Source organism: Terrisporobacter hibernicus, assembly GCF_020809405.1.
Taxonomy (GTDB): domain Bacteria; phylum Bacillota; class Clostridia; order Peptostreptococcales; family Peptostreptococcaceae; genus Terrisporobacter; species Terrisporobacter petrolearius.
In genome coordinates this window covers 1,657,052-1,675,858 of the sequence record NZ_CP081135.1, presented here as the reverse complement: position 1 = coordinate 1,675,858, position 18,807 = coordinate 1,657,052, and the positions used below count along the sequence as shown (strand labels likewise).

The following is an 18,807-nucleotide window of genomic DNA, read 5'->3' as shown; positions in this document are numbered from 1 at the left end:
TGGCAAAAGTTGTTAACTTTCAAGAATATAAGGAGAAAAAGAAGCATTTAGAAGTTGACAGGAAGGAACTTTTAGAGCTTATTAAACAAATTGTGACTACAAAATAGAAATAATTGTAACTCTAGATAAAGTTTTTTGAAAGAATAAAAGTAAAAACCATATACTTAGTTGCAAAAACATATATAATTTTGTCATTTCGTTTTATTTTAATAATAGGGAGCTTTTGCTCCCTTTTATTATGACATTCTTAAACCACTAACATAATCTTGGAACTGTGAAAATTCATTTTCATCTTCAAGGTTTACAACTGTAGATTTTTCTTCATCAAAATTCTTTAGATATATAGTTCTATTACCTTCAGCTCCGTCTTGATAAATACATCTATAACCATCTTCGTATAGGTTTTTCAAATCATTGAAATTATTCATTCAATCATCTCCTTAAATATATTTATCTATTTATATTTTTTGTTTATAAATAAATACTATTCGTCAAAATAAAAATACCTTTTATTCCAAAAAATGCTTAAAAAATACATAAAGTACTAGATAGTTTTTATATATAACAATATAATTATTGTAGGAAACTTAACAAATAAGATAAATTTTAGACAAATTACAAAAAACAAAAAGTTTAAGGGGGATGGCAGCCGTGAATTTAATAGAAAATATATCAAGAAATATTTATCCATTAGAAGAAAAATACATAAAGCAAGCAGAAGAAAGATTGAATAGGCTTATAAAGCCAACAGGAAGTTTAGGTAAAATGGAAAATATTTGTGAGCAACTTGCAGGAATATATGGAAGAAAATATTTTGATACATCAAAAAAAGTAATAATAGCTTTTGGAGCAGACCATGGAGTTTATGAAGAAGGTGTAGCACCAGATCCTCAAAATATTACCATATTACAATTTCAAAATTTTCCTAAAAAAATAAATGGTGTTGGGACAATTTCAAAATTTGTAGGAGCTGATGTTTTAGCAGTTGATGTAGGGATAAATTGTGATGAAAAAATAGATGGAGTAATTGATTATAAAATAAGAAAAGGCACATCTAACATGGCTAAAGGACCTGCTATGACGAGATCAGAAGCAGAAAAATGTATATCAATAGGGATAGAAATGGCAGAAAAGTGTATTCAAGATGATTATACTTTAATTGGGATAGGAGAGATGGGAATAGCTAATACTACTCCATCTACTGCCATAATTTCAGTTTTTGGAAATTATGACCCACAAGAAATTACTGGTATAGGAGCTGGTCTAAAGAAAGAATTAATTGAACATAAAGCAGAAGTAATAAGAAGATCTATAGAGTTAAATAAACCTAATCCTAAAGATGCAATAGATGTACTAGCTAAAGTGGGTGGATTTGAAATAGGTGCTATGGCAGGTGTAATCTTAGGATGTGCAGCTAATAGAATACCTATTGTGCTTGATGGATTTATATCTTATGCAGCAGCTTTATTAGCATATCATATTAATCCAAAAACAAAGTATTATATGATAGCTTCCCATTTATCAGCAGAACCAGGAACAAAGAAAGCTTTAGAGATTATGGGACTTCAACCATTTTTAGACATGGATATGAGGTTAGGAGAAGGAAGTGGAGCAGCACTATCTTTTAATATAATAGAAGCAGCAAATTACATATATAAAAATATGGCAACATTTGATGAAATAGATATGGGAAGATAGATATCTAAAGGAGAGCAATTATGAGTAATATCATTTTAGTTACAGGTGGAGCAAGATCAGGTAAAAGTAGTTTTGCTGAATCACTTTGTATAAAACAAAATAATAAAACAGCATACATTGCTACGTCAGTAGCATTTGATGATGAAATGAAAAATCGAGTTAAAAAACATCAGGAAGGTAGGCCGAAAAATTGGAAAACTTATGAAATATATAAGGATATATATTCCATAGTAGAAGAATTGAATAAAAACCATGACACAGTAATAATGGACTGTGTAACTCTTATGGTGAATAACTTAATGTTTACTCAGGGGATAGAAGTTGATGAAGCTACTTCTGAAGAATTAAATGAATTAGAAAATTATATAAGAGAACAAATAACTAAATTATTAGAAGCTGTTAAAAAAACAAACTTATATTTTGTAATAGTAACTAATGAAATTGGAATGGGAATTGTGCCAGAAAATAAATTATCTAGAATATATGGTGATTTTGTTGGAAGAGCAAATCAATTAATAGCTAGTTATAGCAATGAAGTTTACTTTGTTGTAAGTGGAATTCCTATGAAAGTGAAGTGATAATTATGAAAAGATTTATAGGGTTATTACAGTTTATGACTAGAATACCTATTAAAGCAGATATTGGATTTGATGAAGAGTTTCACAAATCCATAGTGTATTTTCCATTAGTAGGATTTGTAATAGGGTTGATTTCTTTTAGTATAGGAAGTTTGTCAATTCAAATATTTGATCCATTTATAACATCTATAATAATTGTAGCAGGTGAAGTTATTTTAACGGGTGGTCTACATATTGATGGCTTGGGAGATACATTTGATGCCATATATAGTAACAGAGATAAAGAGAGAATGTTGGAGATAATGAAGGATTCCAGATTGGGAACTAACTCTCTTCTAGCTATATTATTTTTAGTATTAATAAAAATAGGATTATTGAATTCTGCTATAAATAGCAACCTTATGTGCTTAGTTATATTTATGCCTATGATATCTCGTTTGGGAGTTATAGTTATGCTTTATAAAACTGTGACACCAAGAAAAGTAGGCATGGGAAATGTATTTATTGGTAAAGCAACTAAAGGTATGTTTATAACAGCAATATTATATACTGTTGCTATTCTTGTAGTTATTACTAAATTCTTATTTTTATCAACTACTTTAAATATAATAAAATTATTATTATCAATTGTGATAGTAATGTTATTTGATTATTTATTTAAAAATCATATTTATAAGAAAATTGATGGTGTAACAGGAGATATATTGGGATGTACTATTGAGTTAGGAGAATTAATATTTTTATTATTTTCCTATATAGCTATTCTAATTTAAGGTGATGAAATGATAAAGTTAATTTTGGTAAGACATGGTATAACTGTTTGTAATGAAGGTGGAGCTTTGTCAGGATTTAAAGATAGTATATTAAGTGAAAAAGGAAGGTCACAAGCAAATAAGATTGCAGAGTATTTAAAAGATGAAGATATAGATAAAATATACACTACACCTTTGTCTAGAACAAAAGATACAATGAAAAAATTGGCTGAGATTAAAAACATTCAAACTGAAGAGACTAGTCTATTGAATGAAATAAATTTTGGTGACTTTGAGGGACTATCATTTAAAGTAATTGAAGAAAAATATCCTGAAGAAGTTGAAAAAATGATAAAAGAAGGATTTGAATATAAGTATCCTAATGGTGAGAGCTTGAAAGATACCTTTACAAGAGTAAAAAATGAAATGAGTAAAATTATAAATGATAATGATAATTCAACAGTATTAATTTGCTCTCATGGAGGTACAATTAGGAATATAATTTCTTATCTTATATGTAATGATTATAAATATCATTGGAATTTTAAAATAGATAATGGGTCTATAACAGAGATAGAAGTAGATAATAACTTTGCGGTAATTAATAAATTAAATGATACATCATATATGAATATGTAAAATTAAGAAGAGAACCTAATTTGATAGTAGGTTCTCTTTATTATTAGTATAAAGATTTATAAATATTATAAACAATATCTTTACTTAAGGGAGTGTAGGCATTTGCCATTAATCTACCTTGGTTAATAAGAACATTTTCAGTAAAAGATACTAAATCTTCCTCTGTGACACCATAGCCTTTTAAAGATTTCTTTGGAAGTATTTCATAAAGTAGACTATCCAATTCTTCAAAGACTTCTTTCTCAGAACAATTAAGAATTTCGGTTAAAATATTATTGAGTTTTTGGATTTTTCCACTTGGATTTAATTTTTCGTATGTTTTAAAAATTTCTGTAAAACAAACATAATTAGATTCTCCATGAGGAACGTGGTAAATTGAACCTAAAGGATAACTCATTGCATGAACAGCTCCACAACCGGCATTACCAAAAGCTATACCAGCGTAAGTGCTAGCGATTAAGAAGTCATCTAGAAGATTATTCAAATCATCTCTTCCATTATCAACAATATTTTTAAATCCATTAATAATCATTTTTATAGCTTCTATAGAGTACATTTCTGTAAAAATAGAAGCTTTTGGAGATACAAAAGACTCGATTGCATGAATAAGAGCATCTATTGAGCTTGCAGCAAAAACTTTAAAAGGTAAAACCTTTAATAGCTCAGGGATTAACACTGCATAGTCTGCTAGAATTGAATCATGAGCAAGACCCAATTTGCTGTTTATAGAGTTTAAATGAAGTACAGATATATTAGTAACCTCGCTACCAGTACCACAAGTCGTAGGAATAAGTATTAGTTCTTTATTTTTGACAGGTTCAAATTTCTTTTCAAATAAATCACAAACAGGTGAAAATTTTTCTAAAGCAAAAAGTTTTGCAACATCTAAAATACTTCCTCCACCAATTCCTATAACTCTTTTATAATCAGTCTCTTTAACTTGAGCATATATTTTTTCAACCATTATATCAGTAGGTTCTCCACTACCGAAGTCTCTTCTGTATACTACATTAGCATCTTCAATAAAATTTTCGAAAAATGGTTTGTAAATATATTCATTTGTTATTATTAAGTCACTTTTATTTATATTGAATTTTAAACAAAATTCTTCACACTTATTAAAAGTAAGTATTTCTGGAGATAATTTAAAACTTTTCATATGTAATCCTTTCTAATAATTCAATTTTTATTATGAATTGTATTATGATAATTATATCATAATATATTTAGTAGTATTATTTGTGAAAGATATGTGTAAATAAAAAGTTAATTGTTAGGTTTTATAATTAATCAACTATAATTATTGATTTGGTAAATAATAAAGAAATAGCAATATAAATATATAATTAAAGAGTTGAAAAAGATAAATCAAAAAATATCTTGCAACTCTTTTTTATTATTAAGTGCTAAAAATATTACTGAATTTTAAACAAATAGACTATACTTTTATTAAGTGCAAAATTAAAGGATATAATAATAAGAAGTATTACTTACAAAAGGAGATTATTATGGATATAATAGAAAACTTAAGAATTCAAGGGGTAAGTGAGTCTCTTATAGAGGATGTACAACATTTTAGAAAAGAATTTAAAGTTGATAAAGAAGTAGAGCACAGGGTGACAAAATCGCCGGCGTTTTATATTGGTGAAGATATTTTGTCCATGTGTATATCTGCTATTTTAGAAGAAGAAAATATATTATTATCTGGGCCTAAGGCTACGGGGAAAAACTTACTTTCGGATAATTTATCAGAGATATTTGGAAGGCCTCAGTGGAACACTTCCTTCCATATAAACACAGATAGTTCATCACTAATTGGAACAGATACTTTCATAGATAATGAAGTGAAACTTAGAAGAGGATCTGTATATGAATGTGCCATTCATGGTGGATTTGGTGTTTTTGATGAAATAAATATGGCTAAAAATGACGCAATAGTTGTTGTTCATTCTGCACTAGATTACAGAAGAGTAATAGATGTGCCAGGATATGAAAGAATAAACCTTCATCCAGCAACTAGATTTATAGGTACTATGAACTATGAATATGCAGGTACAAAAGAATTAAACGAGGCCTTAGTTTCTAGATTTTTAGTAATAGATATTCCAGCAGTAAACGAAGATAAATTAATGATGATTTTGAAAAGAGAATTTCCTTGTACTGATGAAGAAAAATTAAATCAATTTGCAGGAATTTTTTTAGATTTACAATTAAAATCTCAAAATGGAGAGATATCTACAAAGGCAATTGATTTAAGAGGATTAATAGGTGCTTTAAAAACTATTAAAAGAGGACTTAGACCAACCCTTGCTATTAATATGGGTCTTACAGGAAAAACTTTTGATATTTATGAAAAAGAAATTGTGGATGATATTATTAGGACAAGAATACCAGAGAAATGGGAAAGTAAAGATATATTTCCTAATTTAAAATAACCTGAAGTAGGTGATAAAATGAGTGGAAATACTAATTGGATATATAATAACTACGAATTTGAAAATAGAGTAAATAATTTGGCATGGACAGTTTGTGGTATGTACGAGGAAGATATAGACTCAAGTGAAAAAGATTATTCATCCAAAGATGTTTCTTTGTATTTTGGTATAATTGCTGGAGCAAGAAGAAAGTACTTAGATTGGGATATAATTAAAAAATATATAATCAGTAGAATAAAAAAATCCTACGATAAAGATATTTTATATACTTTGATTGAACTTGTGCTTAATTCTGTAGTAGAAGATAAAGTGATAAATGAAAGGCCAGGAGTTGAGGAAATAAGAAGCAAAGCATACAAAGACATTCTTGTGAATTATAGTAAAATTAATAAAGAAGATATATTACAGACATTAAGATATACATTTATACTTCAAGCTATGAACAGACACCCTGCAGTGGATGGTTTGACAAGAAGAATAATGAAAGATATAAAATCTATTGATTGTAACGATGATTTGATGAATATCTTAAAAAGATTAGATGAAATTTATTTAACTTATTTTGAGTTTATAATAAACTCTCAAAGAGAAATTTCACAAGGAAATGAACAAGATATAAAAAATGTAAATGTGGACTTTGATACTTTCTCAGATTTTATGTATGAGGAGTTATATATGGATGAGGAAATAGAAACCATAGAAAGTGAAATTAATAATATAAGTAATACCATGCTAGTTGAAAACTTAGGTGAAATGGGTAGTGGAGATCTAGGAAAATCCTCAAATAGAGTTATATATGTGGATGAAGTTATGGCTCAAAAAATATATGATAAAGTAGAATATTACTATGGTAAAGCATTTCTAAGTGAAAGTGAAATAAGGAAAATTGAAACTAAACATTGTAGAGATGTTCATGAAGGGTGTAGGGTTCATTTTACGGATGGAGTATTACGTAGTGAATGTAACAATGTTTTTCAGTTAAAATATGTTACGAGACAAAAAGAAAACAATTTATACAAATATAGAAATAATATTAAACTACATAAAAGAAGTATTAATAAATTAAAAGAAAGCATATCAAGAATATTAATAGAGGAAAGTGCTATTGATAGAATTTATTCCGACGGAGGAACTATTTGTGCCAATAGAGCTTGGAGAATAGGAAGAAGCAACAATTCAAAAGTTTTTTATAAGGATATAAGAAATGAAAAAGGAAAGTATGTTATAGATATATTACTTGATGCCAGTGGTTCACAAAGTAGAAACCAGTTTAATGTGGCAATACAGGCATATATAATTGCTACTGCTCTTACATCAGTTGGAATTCCCAACAGAGTTATGGGATATTTAAGTTTTTTAGATTATACTATATTAAAAAGATATAGAGATTATAATGATAATATTAATTCTTGTGAAAATATATTTGAGTATTTTGCAGCAGGAAATAATAGAGATGGACTAGCAATAAAGGCAGCAAGTGATTCTTTATTAGAAAGAGAAGAAGAAAATAAAATACTTATAATACTTAGTGATGGTAAACCAAATGATGTGAAAATAGGAAAAGATAGATCAAGAAGTTTAAGAGGAGAGGCTTCTTATAAAGGAATGATAGCAGTAAAAGATACGGCTTTAGAAGTTCGAAAGGCGAGAAAACAGGGAATACTTGTATTAGGGGTTTTCACTGGGAAAGAAAAAGATTTAGAAGCAGAAAAAATAATTTATGGTCAGGATTTTATTTACACTAAGGATATAGAAAGATTTTCTGATATAGTTGCGATGTATTTGAAAAAAATAATAAAAAATTAAGATATTTTAGCAAAATATGAAATAAAATAATTGTTAAAAATTAACAAATATTCTTTTGTATGTGCTATACTTATCTTAGTTAAAAAATTAAATTAATTAAAGTATTTTAGGTTCTTAAACTAAGATTAATAGGGAAAAAGGTGAGATACCTTTGCAGCCCCCGCTACTGTAATGTGGACGAAACTTTTAACCACTGTGGAAACATGGGAAGGGAAAGGAGTAGAATGAAGCAAAGCCAGGAGACCTGCCTACAATATAAAGTGATTTCTTCGGGGTAGGAGAAATATCTTAATAAAAATTTTTATTTGAAGATATTGTGCCTAACTTGAAGTTAGGCACTTTTTAGTTCTTATGAACTTGAATAAGCCCTCAACCTATTTTATTTCAAAATAGTTTGAAAATAGAATAACCCTTAACCTATACCTTAGGATTCTCCAAAATCCTAAGGTCTTTTTTTATGATAATTTACAGGTTAAGTATTTTATATTTTATTCATGGGAATTATTATAGTATTATGGAGTTTGAAGAAAAAATAGAATTAGATTAAAATATATTTATATGAGCATTATAGGAGGATATATATGATTTCAGATATAATAGAAAAATTAAATCCAGCTCAGAGAGAAGCGGTAGAAAATACAGAGGGACCTGTTTTAATACTTGCTGGAGCTGGATCAGGAAAGACGAGAGTTTTAACTACTAGAATTGGTTATCTTATGGAAGATAAAGATGTTAAAGCTGAAAATATTTTAGCTATAACATTTACAAACAAAGCTGCAAATGAGATGCGAGAAAGAGTAGAAGAAACTTTAGAAGGAACAGACACTAAGGAAATGTGGATTACAACATTCCATTCTTGTTGTGTTCGTATTCTTAGAAAAAGTATAAATAAAATAGGCTATAATAGAAGTTTCGTAATTTATGATAGTCCAGACCAAGTTACTTTAATTAAGGACTGTATGAGAGAATTAGATATTAGCGATAAAGCATTTGATCCTAAATATGTATTAAGTTGCATATCTAATGCAAAGGATAAATTGTATTCTCCTAAAAGATTCTTAAAATTAAATGAAGGTGACATATCTAAAACAAAAGTAGGAGAAATTTATGCACTGTATCAAGATCGTTTAAAAAGAAATAGTGCCTTAGATTTTGATGACTTAATAATGAAAACAGTGGAACTGTTTAAAGAATGTCCAGATGTGTTAGATTTTTATAGGAATAAATTTAGATACATAATGGTAGATGAGTACCAAGACACAAGTAAAGCACAATATGAATTAATAAAATTATTAGCTAAACAACACCAAAATATTTGTGTTGTTGGAGATGATGATCAAAGTATTTATGGTTGGAGAGGAGCTGACATAAGAAATATCCTAGAATTTGAAAGGGATTATGACAATGTTAAAATAGTAAAACTTGAGCAAAACTATAGATCAACACAAGTAATACTAGATGCAGCTAACCATGTTATTGCAAATAATACAGAAAGAAAAAGAAAAAGACTTTGGAGCGATAAAAAAGAAGGACAGCTAATAAAAATCCAATTGTCAGAAAATGAAATTGATGAAGGTGATTTTATAGTAAATACTATATCATATATGAAAAGATATGAAGATAGGTATTATAAAGACTTTGCAGTTTTATATAGAGCCAATGCACAAGCTCGTTCTGTGGAAGATGCATTAAATAGGGCAGGAATACCATATAATATTTATGGTGGTATTAAATTTTATGAAAGAAAAGAAATAAAAGATATTATAGCTTATCTTAGAGTAATACAAAACCCTCAAGATGATATATCTTTAAAAAGAATAATAAACGTTCCTAGAAGGGGAATAGGCCTTAGAACTATAGAAAAAATAGAAGACAGAGCCAGCTTAAAAGAAGAGAGTATTTATTCCGTATTAATTGACATAGAAGATAATTCTGATATATCAAGAAAAGCTAGGGCTAGTATAAGTGAATTTGTAGATTTAATGTCTACATTAAGAAGTTTTACAGATGTATATACTGTCAGTCAAGTTATTGAAAAAGTATTGGATGTAACAGGATACAAAGATGAATTACTAAAAGAAAAAAATAACGAAGGAGAAGATCGATTAGAAAACTTAGAAGAACTTATATCAGTAGCTTTAGAATTTGAAAGTTCAAGCGATGATAAGAGTTTAGAAACATTTTTAACAGGAATAGCTCTTAGTGCTGAACCAGATAGCGAGGAAGAATCTGAAGATAGAGTCTCTTTAATGACAATACATTCTTCAAAAGGTCTTGAGTTCCCAGTAGTATTTTTAGCGGGAATGGAGGAAAAAATATTCCCAATTGCTAGAGCGATACAATCAATGAGAGATAGTGATATAGAAGAAGAAAGAAGACTTTGCTATGTTGGAATAACTAGGGCAAAGGAAGAATTATTTTTAACTTTAACAAGAAAGAGAACTTTATATGGAAGAACTAATCCTTCAATTGCATCTAGATTTATAGAGGAATTACCAGGTGATTGTATAGAAAGATTAAATAAAGACCAAAAAGAATTATCTTTTTCTAAGGCAAATTATAATATTCTTGATAAATATACTCAAAAATATAAAATGAATAATATGAATAAGGTTGAAGTTGCTAAAAAAGCAAATGCTACTATAAAAAATACATCAAATGAAAGTAATATAGATGACTTAAAACTTGGAGCTAAAGTGCATCATCCAAAGTTTGGCTTGGGAACAGTAGTAGCTTTAAAAGGTCCAGATGTGACTATAGCTTTTGATAACCAAGGTATAAAAACTATAAATAAAGAATACACGACTTTAGATTTAGTTTAATAGGAGGAGTTATGAAAAAACAATTTGCTGAGAATTTAATAGATTATATTTATGATAGTCCAACTGCATTTAATGCAGTTGAGACTAGCAAAGATTTATTATTAAAAAATGGATTTAATGAACTGAAAATGAATGAGAAATGGAAACTTAAAGTTGGAGGAAAGTATTTTATAACTAAAAATTCATCTTCATTAACAGCCTTTGTAATAAACTCTGACAATATTCAAGATGGATTTAGAATAATAGGGTCTCATAGTGACTCACCAACCTTTAGAATTAAACCTAATGCAGAGATGACTGTGGAAAATTCATATTTGAAATTAAATACTGAAGGTTATGGCGGTGCTATACTAAGTACTTGGTTTGATAGACCATTGGCTGTTGCAGGCAGAGTAGTATTAAAATCAGAAAATGTATTATGTCCAAGACAAGAGATAATAAATATAAATCGCCCAGTTTGTATAATACCAAATATAGCTATTCATATGAACAGAAGTATAAATGATGGATATAAGTTTAATAAGCAAAAAGATACATTGCCTTTAGTTGGATTAATCAATGATACACTAGAAAAAGATGATTTTCTATTAAATGAAATAAGTAGAGAACTAAATGTGGATAAAAAGGAAATTCTTGATTTTGATTTGTATTTATATGAATATGAAAAAGGAAATATAATTGGACCAAGTGAAGAGTTTATATCATCTTCTAGGCTTGATAATTTGTCTATGGCTCATGCAAGTTTACATGGGTTAATAGATTCAAAAGGAAAAAATGGTATAAATATAGCTTCTATATTTGACAATGAAGAGGTAGGCAGTTCTACGAAGCAAGGGGCTGACTCTAATATGTTACTAAACCTATTGGAACGAATTTGCATAAGTTTAGGCAAAGATAGAGAAGAATTCTTTTCAGCTATTTATTCATCTTTTATGATATCTGCAGATTTAGCTCATGCTCTTCACCCAAATTTTGTTGAAAAGCATGACCCAACAAACAAGCCTATTATGGGTGGTGGGCCTGTAATAAAAATTAGTGCAAATCAAGCCTACACAAGTGATGCTTTTTCATCAGGAGTATATAAAAATATATGCGAAAAATGCGGAGTTAAATATCAACAATTTGTGAACAGATCTGATGAAAGAGGTGGATCCACAATTGGGCCAATTTCATCAACACATTTAGACATTAATTCTGTGGATATTGGTAGTCCAATATTATCTATGCATTCAGTGAGAGAACTTGGAAGTGTAGAAGATCATTTTAATATATATAAGACCTTTGTCGAATTTTATCAGATATAAAAGAATAATGGTGAAAAATTCTGTAAATTACAGATGAAAATGTGGATAAAGACTGAATAAAATGTTAATAAGTTGTAGATAAGTGGATAACTATGTGGATAAAATGGTAATAAAACGTAATGTTTTAATTTTATATATAAATAAAAACTTTGAAATATAGTAGGAAATTTTGAAATTTAATGGCTGTGGATAGTGTGGATAAAAATGCAGAGTTATCCACGCAAACATTAATTAATTGTTTTAAATATGGTAAAATAATAATAGAGTAGTTATTCTTTTATAACTTAGTATATAATAATATATGAAAATACATAACAACCAAAGAAAGAAGGTATAAATATGGAAAATAAAAATCCTATAGTAACTATAGAAATGGAAAGTGGAAAAACTATAAAAGTTGAGTTATATCCTAATATAGCTCCTAACACAGTAAATAACTTTATAAGCTTAATAGATAATCATTATTATGATGGAATTATATTCCACAGAGTGATAAGAGGATTCATGATTCAAGGCGGATGCCCACAAGGAACTGGAATGGGCGGACCAGGATACTCAATAAAAGGTGAATTTAATAGCAACGGATTTGCTAACAACTTAAGACATGATAGAGGCGTAATCTCTATGGCAAGAACTATGATGCCTAATAGTGCAGGTTCTCAATTCTTCATCATGCACAAAAACTCTCCACACTTAGATGGACAATATGCTGGATTTGGTAGAGTAATAGAAGGAATGGATGTAGTAGATGAAATAGCAGACACTCCGGTTGATAGAGGAGATAGACCTAAAGCTGATCAAAAGATAAAAACTATGACAGTTGAAAAGTTCGGAGTTGATTATCCAGAAGTAGAAAAAATGTAATAAATGTAAAAAATAGAAATAAATACTATTTACAACTGGTGCTACATGATTTACAATATTTAAAGTAAATCCTAAAAACAAAACACAAACACCAGAAGAAACAAACCATTGTAATAATATTATTACGATATAATGATTTAAAAATAAAAAGTGACACAGATTAATCTGTGTCACTTTTTGCTTTTAATAAATTGTATTTTTATATACTTGAACTATATATTTTTAACTGCATCAGTTAACTTAGGTACTAATTGTTTCTTTCTTGAAACAACACCTTCAGCAAATACACCTTGAGTAGCATTTACATTGAAAGCTTCAGATATTATTTTATCTTCACCTTTGTATATTAGGTAAGAACCTTCGTTTATTATATCAGTTATAGCAAGTACTAACATATCAAACTCAGTTGCATTTATATAAGTTAAAAATTCTTCTTTTTTAGATAAAACTGCATCTATATCTAAAGTCATAACTTGTCCTATACCAACTTTTTTACCGCTCATGTCGAATTCTTTGAAGTCCATGTTTACTATTTCTTCTATAGAGAATCCTTCTAATGAAGTACCTGCTTTAAACATTTCCATTCCATATTTTTCGTAGTCAACCTTAGCTATTTTAGCTAATGCTAAAGCTGCTTCCTTATCTTTTTCAGTAGTAGTTGGAGATTTGAATATTAAAGTATCTGATAATATTGCAGATAATAATAATCCAGCTATTTCATAAGGTATTTCCACATTATTTTCTTTATATAAGCTGTAGATTATTGTACAAGTACATCCAACAGGCATCATTCTTACGGATATTGGAAGATCAGTAGAAAGGCATCCTATCTTGTGATGGTCTATTACTTCTACTAAATTAGCTTCTGCTATTTCATCGGCAGTCTGCGCAACTTCGTTGTGATCTACTAAAGCAACGTCTTGTCCTTTTATTGCTCCAACTGGTAATACCTCTGGTGCATCTACTTTAAAATAGTCTAAAACAAACTTAGCTTCTTTTCTAGGCTCTTCTAAAGCATAAGCTTTAGCCTCAGTACCTAATTGTTTTTTTAAATATGCTAATGATATTGCTGAGCATATTGAATCAGTATCAGGACTTTTATGTCCAAAAACAAATAAACTCATATATAAAACTCCTCTCATAAATTACGAATAGTAATTAATTTATTGTATTTTTATTAACATCACATAGGGTAATTAATATGTGATATTATTTTATATAACAATAATTATATCAAAATCTTGGTAACACTGACAATAATCTTAATAGATGATAATTTTATTATTGTCGATTATTATAGATGTAATAACAAAGAATTGATAAATTATTATATGTTAACGTTAAAAATTTATCAATATATATAAAAAATAATACATATAAAACAAAAAATTTAAAATATTCAGAAAATTTCTTGACACGAGAAAATTTTGGTATTACAATTGAATTATAAATAAAGAAATAAATAAAAATAGGGGCCTGTTAAGGCCCCCTTAATTTTTTTTTATTAATTTTTACTTATAATAACTTTCTCTTGAAGGTTTTTAATTTTAAAAATACTATTAGAAAAATCTACTTCAAAGTTTGCAAAAGCAGAAAATAAATCTATATCTCTCATAAGATGCACCGTCATTAAGTGGTCTTCTTTATTGATTCTTAGGAGAATAGACCTAACATATGGAAATTGAATTCTAGAGTTAAATATTTCTGACTCACCAACATTTATATCTACACATCTATAATTTATATCTATATACAAATCTACATCATTATCTTCTTCTCTTATTATTCTGTAATCAAAATCACTATCTAATTTTAATTTTCCTATTTTAATCATTGTTTCACCTCTCAAATAAGTATTTATATTCATATGCTTAGTATACAATATAAATTATATTATCATAAGTTATCAACAAAAATTTAATTTATATACTTAATGATTGCTAAAATAATAACATAAAATTGTTTTAATAAAAAAATAGAGAAGAATAAATTTATTCTTCTCTATTTAGCAAAAAACGTAGCTTCCACTGGGGAAATGAAAGCTTATATTGGGGGAGATTGAGTTAAATATTTAAATTACATTAGTATTATTGTCTTTGAAATGAAAAATTATACATGAAAAATAAAAAAATCCATTTAATTATATGAATAAGGTGTTATTTATATTGATATTTTATATAATTTTGTTTTTCCAATTAAAAATAAAAATTCCGAAAGTATGATAACTTTCGGAATTTTTATTATCTTCTAGGATTTATGAAAGAAGCTCCTAAATATTTTTTTATATCTTCATCTGAAGAAAAATCGTCAATAAGTATTTCGCGTCCAGAATCTTCAAATATAACTAAAACTTCAGTGTTTCCTTTTAAGAAAGCTTTTTTAACAGTTTCTTCTTTTACTTCTCTAGTTTTAGTTATTCCTTTTTTAGCCTTATCAAAATCTTTAGTGAAATAACTTTCCATCATATTGATTATTTTTGTATATCTGTTCATTTAGTAAGATACCTCCTACAATTTATAGTAATAAATGTGATATAATAAGTTTTTGTATTAACCTAATAATTATAACAAGGAGAATGTACAATGGCTAGTATAAATAATACAGATATTTTAAAAAGCATAGATTATGCTAAAAAAAATCAACTATTTGAAAAGCTTAATAATATATATGATACTTTACCAAAGGGTGAGTGTACAGGCTGTGGAAACTGCTGTATGGAATCTGTAGGAATTAATTTAATAGAATTTTTAAACATATTTAACTATTTACAAGATAAGAGTGAACTAAGAAAAAAATCTATTGATAGAATAATAGATTATTATTTTTTAGAGTTTATGGAAAAGAAAAGTTGTCCTTTCAAAGATGAAAACAATAGATGTAAAATTTATGAAGTAAGACCATTGAATTGTAGGCTATTTGGTCATTGGAAAAAAGAAGATTATAATAAAAATCTAAAAGATGTGACAGATAAAAATAAACAGTACAAAAATATTATGAAAGTTAAATATGGTATTAATATAAGTGATGAAGTAGTAAATTACAAAATAAAATATTGTGAAGAATTTATGCCAGAAAATAAATATTTGTCTAAAAGTGAAAGATTAAATTTTGCTGATAATATAATGGTTTTAGACTCGAGCCTTTTCTCAAAGGGAGTAATTGATATAGAATTTAGAGATAGAGGAGTTGTAGAATATTTTATTGATTCACTATTAGACCAAAACATGTCTTATAATATTAAAGTAAGGATTTCTAAGGAAAGAGATACATCAAAAAGAACAATAAGTAGACTGAAAAGAATACTAATTAAATAAAAGAATTGGCAGGTGGGATAAGTGAAATTAACAAATATAAATGGAAACACTTATTACATTAAGGGGGGGACAAATACAGGTGTAATTAAATTGGATGATAATAAGGCATTGATAATAGACCCAGGTCTTGGAGGAATAAGGCCAACCAAGATGGTGGACCTGCTAAAGGCAAACAATATGAATATAAAATATATTATTAATACCCATGAGCATGGGGATCATTATGGTGGATGTAGCAAACTAAAAGAACTTGATAATAATATCCAAATATTATCATCTTCAGAAGCTAAGATATTTATAGATAATCCTAGGAAATTTGCAGATTATACTGTGGGGGGAAGAACTAATAAATTTTGGAAATTTAAAGTATCTGAAGAAAAAAACAATGTAACTAAAGTGGATGATACAATTGAAGAAGGTAATATAGTATTAAATAATAAAAAAATTGAGATAATTAAACTAAAAGGACATAGTGAAGGAAGTATTGGAATTTTAACGCAAGATAAGGTTTTATTTGTGGGGGATTTATTTGTAGGAAGTCACATATTAAATAAGTTCGAACTGCTTTTATTATACGATGTAAAAGAATATTTAAATTCTATTGATAGAATAGAAAATATGGATTTTGAATTTATGGTTTTAGGTCATGGGAAAGACGCTTATTCAAAATCAGATAGTCAAAGTATTATAGATGCTCATCGAAACGCAATCAATAAATATGTGAGTCAGGTGAAAGACTTGTTAAAATTACCTATAACTATAGATAATATATTAAAAAATATAATAATTAATAATAATTTAAGTTGCAATTATACGGAGTATCACTTTTTTAGAAGTAGTATAGTATCTATAATTAGTTATCTATGTGATTTAAATCAGATAAATTATAGTATAGAACTGGGAGAAATGCTTTATTATTCTAAAAAAGCATAAATTATGTTAAAATATATATGATTTGAAACTAGTATAAAGGGTGAATAATATGAAGTATGAAAAATGGGATGAAGTATTAGCTCCTTACGAACATGCGGTTGAAGAACTAAAAATAAAATTTAAAAATATAAGAAAAGAGTTTCTTACAAAGGGTGAATATTCTCCTATAGAATTTGTTACAGGTAGGACAAAAAAAATATCATCCATAATATCTAAAGCCAATAGATTAGAAGCTGAAGATATTGAAAGAGAAATTGAAGATATAGCTGGAATAAGAATTATGTGTCAGTTTGTAGAAGACATATATACTTTAGTAGATTTAATAAAATCAAGAACTGACATGACTGTAGTATACGAAAAAGATTATATTACTAACTTTAAAGATAGTGGATATAGAAGTTATCATGTTATAATTAATTATCCGATTAACTCTATAGCAGGGTATAAAGAAATATTGTGCGAGATTCAAATAAGAACGTTAGCCATGAACTTTTGGGCAACTATAGAGCATTCTTTAAAATATAAATATGAACATTACATACCAGAAGATGTAGCCAATAGACTTAGAAGGGCTGCAGATGCTGCATTTTTATTAGACCAAGAAATGAGCGAAATTCGAGAAGAAATAATGAAAGCTCAAGTTATGTATCAAGCAAAATCACTTACAATTAGAGAAGTTTTAGTCAAGATACAAGAACTATATGATTTAGGTGAAATTAGTAGAGCTATAAATTATCAAAGAAGACTTGATAGAATAGATAGTCAAAGAGATATTAAAGAAATTGTAGCATTAAAAGAAGAAATAGGAGAAATACTACAGTATTATAAAAATAAAAAAAGAAATGATTAGTGGGGGCTGTCTTAATTAATTTAAGGCAGCTTTTTAAAATAAGGAAGGATGAAAGTATGAGTTTATATGCAATAGGTGATCTACATTTCTCCACATCGGTAAATAAACCTATGGATATATTTGGAGATAACTGGGACAATCACCAAAATAAAATAATAGACAATTGGAAAGAAATTATAAAAGAAGATGACACAGTACTAGTATTAGGGGATACTTCTTGGGCTATGAATATGAAAGAGGCAAAGGAAGATTTAGATATAATTGATAACTTACCAGGTAAGAAAATTTTTATCAAAGGAAATCACGATTTTTGGTGGTCATCACTAAGTAAATTGAAATCAGCTTATAAAAAAATTACTTTTTTACAAAATAGTTATTATAAATACGGAAATATTGGAATTTGTGGTACTAGGGGATGGCTTTGTCCCAATGAAGTGAAATTTGATGAGAATGATGAAAAAATATATAAAAGAGAACAACTAAGATTGAAAATGTCTTTAGAAGCAGCTATAAAAGATGGTTGCGAAGAATTAGTAGTTATAACTCATTATCCACCGACTAATGACAAACTTGAAGAATCAGAATTCACAAAGATTTTTGAAGAGTACAGGGTTAAAAAAGTTGCATATGGTCACCTTCATGGAACGGAGTCCTTTGAAATGGGTCTAAAAGGAGAAAGAAATAATGTGGAGTATATATTGGCTTCAAGTGATTATATAGACTTTAAACCAATAAAAATAATGGAGTAAGAAATTAGAAAAATGTAAATACTATAAAACATAATGTCAAGAAATAAATTAAGTGGGGAATAT

The 18,807-nt window shown here is 27.8% G+C and carries 18 protein-coding genes and 1 riboswitch; of the genes, 13 read left to right on the top strand and 5 right to left on the bottom strand.

Features of this window, described 5'->3' with window-relative positions; genetic code table 11:
* Positions 1-236: 236 nt before the first annotated feature.
* Positions 237-428 (bottom strand): hypothetical protein, encoded by a 192-nt coding sequence (locus tag JW646_RS08055; protein ID WP_074919668.1) that lies wholly within the window; start codon positions 426-428, stop codon positions 237-239.
* A gap of 223 nt (positions 429-651) precedes the next feature.
* Here JW646_RS08055 and cobT point away from each other — a divergent pair, with 223 nt between their 5' ends.
* The 4 genes from cobT to JW646_RS08035 are packed head-to-tail and all read left to right on the top strand — an operon-like array spanning position 652 to position 3,667.
* Positions 652-1,698: a nicotinate-nucleotide--dimethylbenzimidazole phosphoribosyltransferase gene (cobT, locus tag JW646_RS08050; RefSeq protein WP_074919667.1), complete on the top strand. Its 1,047-nt coding sequence runs from the start codon at positions 652-654 to the stop codon at positions 1,696-1,698.
* 20 nt (positions 1,699-1,718) lie between these two features.
* Positions 1,719-2,276, top strand: coding sequence for a bifunctional adenosylcobinamide kinase/adenosylcobinamide-phosphate guanylyltransferase (cobU, locus tag JW646_RS08045; RefSeq protein WP_228417232.1), 558 nt, complete (start codon positions 1,719-1,721; stop codon positions 2,274-2,276).
* Positions 2,277-2,281: 5 nt separating this feature from the next.
* Positions 2,282-3,049 (top strand): adenosylcobinamide-GDP ribazoletransferase, encoded by a 768-nt coding sequence (gene cobS, locus JW646_RS08040; protein WP_074919665.1) that lies wholly within the window; start codon positions 2,282-2,284, stop codon positions 3,047-3,049.
* A gap of 9 nt (positions 3,050-3,058) precedes the next feature.
* Positions 3,059-3,667, top strand: coding sequence for a histidine phosphatase family protein (locus JW646_RS08035; RefSeq protein WP_074919664.1), 609 nt, complete (start codon positions 3,059-3,061; stop codon positions 3,665-3,667).
* A 43-nt stretch (positions 3,668-3,710) separates the two neighbouring features.
* Here JW646_RS08035 and JW646_RS08030 read toward each other — a convergent pair whose 3' ends face one another.
* Entirely contained in the window at positions 3,711-4,826 is a 1,116-nt protein-coding gene (locus JW646_RS08030) for a 4-hydroxybutyrate dehydrogenase (RefSeq protein WP_148557003.1), read from the bottom strand.
* A 349-nt stretch (positions 4,827-5,175) separates the two neighbouring features.
* On the opposite strand from JW646_RS08030, the gene JW646_RS08025 reads away from it, so the two are divergent.
* The 5 genes from JW646_RS08025 to JW646_RS08005 all read left to right on the top strand — a co-directional run bounded on the left by JW646_RS08025 (position 5,176) and on the right by JW646_RS08005 (position 12,898).
* The gene (locus tag JW646_RS08025; protein WP_187359238.1) at positions 5,176-6,102 is read left to right on the top strand and encodes an AAA family ATPase; all 927 of its coding nucleotides are present in this window, start codon (positions 5,176-5,178) and stop codon (positions 6,100-6,102) included.
* Between the two features lie 18 nt (positions 6,103-6,120).
* On the top strand, positions 6,121-7,908 hold the full coding sequence (locus tag JW646_RS08020) for a VWA domain-containing protein (RefSeq protein ID WP_148557004.1): 1,788 nt from the start codon (positions 6,121-6,123) through the stop codon (positions 7,906-7,908).
* 91 nt (positions 7,909-7,999) lie between these two features.
* Positions 8,000-8,174: riboswitch (cobalamin riboswitch) on the top strand.
* A 315-nt stretch (positions 8,175-8,489) separates the two neighbouring features.
* The gene (gene pcrA, locus JW646_RS08015) at positions 8,490-10,730 is read left to right on the top strand and encodes a DNA helicase PcrA (protein ID WP_228417230.1); all 2,241 of its coding nucleotides are present in this window, start codon (positions 8,490-8,492) and stop codon (positions 10,728-10,730) included.
* An 11-nt stretch (positions 10,731-10,741) separates the two neighbouring features.
* Positions 10,742-12,034, top strand: coding sequence for a M18 family aminopeptidase (locus JW646_RS08010; protein WP_228417228.1), 1,293 nt, complete (start codon positions 10,742-10,744; stop codon positions 12,032-12,034).
* 339 nt (positions 12,035-12,373) lie between these two features.
* Positions 12,374-12,898 (top strand): peptidylprolyl isomerase, encoded by a 525-nt coding sequence (locus JW646_RS08005; RefSeq protein ID WP_074919658.1) that lies wholly within the window; start codon positions 12,374-12,376, stop codon positions 12,896-12,898.
* Positions 12,899-13,110: 212 nt separating this feature from the next.
* On the opposite strand, the gene JW646_RS08000 is transcribed toward JW646_RS08005, so the two are convergent.
* The 3 genes from JW646_RS08000 to JW646_RS07990 form a co-directional block, all read right to left on the bottom strand.
* Positions 13,111-14,022 carry a manganese-dependent inorganic pyrophosphatase gene (locus JW646_RS08000; RefSeq protein ID WP_228417226.1) on the bottom strand — a complete coding sequence of 304 codons (912 nt, stop codon included), beginning with the start codon at positions 14,020-14,022 and terminating at the stop codon, positions 13,111-13,113.
* A gap of 380 nt (positions 14,023-14,402) precedes the next feature.
* Complete coding sequence (locus JW646_RS07995) at positions 14,403-14,732, bottom strand: hypothetical protein (RefSeq protein WP_074919656.1); 330 nt, start codon at positions 14,730-14,732, stop codon at positions 14,403-14,405.
* A gap of 406 nt (positions 14,733-15,138) precedes the next feature.
* Positions 15,139-15,390 (bottom strand): hypothetical protein, encoded by a 252-nt coding sequence (locus tag JW646_RS07990; protein WP_074919655.1) that lies wholly within the window; start codon positions 15,388-15,390, stop codon positions 15,139-15,141.
* Between the two features lie 90 nt (positions 15,391-15,480).
* Here JW646_RS07990 and JW646_RS07985 point away from each other — a divergent pair, with 90 nt between their 5' ends.
* From JW646_RS07985 to JW646_RS07970, 4 genes are read left to right on the top strand one after another with little or no spacing between them, the layout of a single operon-like run.
* On the top strand, positions 15,481-16,212 hold the full coding sequence (locus tag JW646_RS07985; RefSeq protein ID WP_228417224.1) for a YkgJ family cysteine cluster protein: 732 nt from the start codon (positions 15,481-15,483) through the stop codon (positions 16,210-16,212).
* A 21-nt stretch (positions 16,213-16,233) separates the two neighbouring features.
* Positions 16,234-17,145: an MBL fold metallo-hydrolase gene (locus tag JW646_RS07980; protein ID WP_148557009.1), complete on the top strand. Its 912-nt coding sequence runs from the start codon at positions 16,234-16,236 to the stop codon at positions 17,143-17,145.
* 49 nt (positions 17,146-17,194) lie between these two features.
* Entirely contained in the window at positions 17,195-17,995 is an 801-nt protein-coding gene (locus JW646_RS07975) for a GTP pyrophosphokinase (RefSeq protein ID WP_074919652.1), read from the top strand.
* A gap of 56 nt (positions 17,996-18,051) precedes the next feature.
* Positions 18,052-18,744 (top strand): metallophosphoesterase, encoded by a 693-nt coding sequence (locus JW646_RS07970; protein WP_074919651.1) that lies wholly within the window; start codon positions 18,052-18,054, stop codon positions 18,742-18,744.
* Positions 18,745-18,807: the final 63 nt, after the last annotated feature.